Annotated in this window: 2 protein-coding genes; one reads left to right on the top strand and one right to left on the bottom strand. The window is 46.3% G+C overall.

The window, feature by feature from the left end:
- Position 1: 1 nt before the first annotated feature.
- A complete protein-coding gene (iscB, locus tag ACLGGO_RS35475; protein ID WP_446422835.1) occupies positions 2–1,447 on the bottom strand; it encodes an RNA-guided endonuclease IscB in 1,446 nt (481 codons plus the stop codon).
- A 102-nt stretch (positions 1,448–1,549) separates the two neighbouring features.
- Between iscB and ACLGGO_RS35470 the strand changes: the two genes are divergently transcribed.
- Positions 1,550–1,735 (top strand): hypothetical protein (locus ACLGGO_RS35470; RefSeq protein WP_446422834.1); only part of this gene is annotated, 186 nt, incomplete at its 3' end.

The following is a 1,735-nucleotide window of genomic DNA, read 5'->3' as shown; positions in this document are numbered from 1 at the left end:
TTCAGCTAAACCGCCAGGAGCCTCGCGCCGTACCGCGCTTGTCGGCGTCGAGAGGAATGGCGGGAGAATTTGTGGGGTTAAATGCCCCGAATTCTCCAAGTTCTGCTTGTTGCTCACAGATTCCTCCTCTTCTTTTTAAAGGTTTAACTTTGTTGATTGCCGCCGTTTTGTACTTACTCTTACATTCGGGTTCTGGTTTTAAGCTGAGGCGAGTTCCCAAATTTTGGACTCCGACAACAGGATAAATACGTCCCTCAAACAGAACGAAGTCATGTTGCTTGTAGAGATACCGTTTCTTCTTAATGGAACGGCGTCCAGCACTCACCTTATGACCCCGATGCTGCCTTAAGTTTTCATCGTTGAGATTTGTATTTCTGGTTCGACGACCAGAAGATAACTCGCTACCAGAGCGGATTTCTCCGTCTCTTTTGTCACGATACTTAGCATCGTAAAACTGCTCTAATGACCGCTTGTTACGACGAATTTGTTCGAGCATTAATGGCTTAACTACACGGGTCTGAGTTGTCCCACCAGCAATGACATAAGCATCATTGTGGTGAGATTTTTCTATCTCTAACTCCCGACGCTTCCCTTTGGTGATGTAACCAAAAGTAGCTTGCAAGAGACCCTCATCCGTTAAACGCCATCGCACCATTGTCATAAAGGTTTCCCCTTTGAATGACTTGAGTTTGGGTTGCCATCCAAATAAGAAGCCTTTCTTGCTGTGATTTTTGGAAGTATGACACTTGGTACACAGGGTGATCAAATTTCCGGGTCTATCTGTGCGGTCGGGTGGATTCTTCCAGAAGCCCAGGTGATGAACTTGTAGGATAGGGTTATTCGCCTTGTTTTTACAGTCTTTATTCTGGCACTTATGCCCATCCCTGTGTAAAATGTATTCCCGCAAATTGTCAAAGCCGTACTGTTCCCCATATTGGTATTGTTTCCCTTCTATTGTGGGGTTTTTAATCTTCTGGATGTCAAAGGCGGCGACTTCGATAGTCACAGTCTTAACAGGAAGAATACGGCAGATTTTGCCGATAAGACGGTGGTGAGTATCGAGCTTGTGCTGGATAGAGGGTGCTAACCAACCTTCGTCCCTTTTTCGGTTAGAAAAACGAGGTTGGCGATACCGTAATTGGTTGCGACGGGTACGACGATACTTGCGCTTTTCGGCAATCCTTTCGGACACCCCTTCCAGCATCTTGAGTTCACCGCCCAGTACCTCTTCTTTTTCGTTAACAGCACTAAAACCAATGTGTTGATAGCCAGCATCAATCCCTAAGTCCACAGGTTGAGTGTACCCAGAGGAGCCATAAATTAACTGAATAGTGAACGGGTCACGTCCAACGATTTTGGCTTTACCATTTTTGAGTAACAATCTAGCTTTTCTAGGGGTTGTGGGCATCAAGGGACGCCCATGCTTGTTGAGAACGTAGACTTTCATAGACCTAAGAAGTAGGTTTTCACCTGGGGGTGTGGTTACCTTCGCCAATGTTCATCGGAGTTTTGATGTTTTCACACTTTCCCTACCCAACAGGAATGTTTAATGAAAACCGCAGGGCGTGAAGCTAGGAAACGGGTTGCCAACCCTGTACTTCACGGTGCCTATATATTTCCGCTCAACGTAGTATTCCTTGCTTTCGTCGGAATACTGAGGCTAATCACGAAGGCACAAGATTTCTCTCAAGCCCACGCTGTACCGCTCGTATCGGTCAGCGTTGGGTTCGTGACA

Source organism: Coleofasciculus sp. (assembly GCF_046565525.1).
Classification (GTDB): Bacteria; Cyanobacteriota; Cyanobacteriia; order Cyanobacteriales; family Coleofasciculaceae; genus Coleofasciculus.
This window is presented reverse-complemented; position numbering and strand designations above follow the sequence as displayed.

What these genes read in the sequence shown, in the direction of transcription:
- iscB (WP_446422835.1), bottom strand. Translation starts at nt 1,447, where the DNA reads ATGAAAGTCTACGTTCTCAACAAGCATGGGCGTCCCTTGATGCCCACA.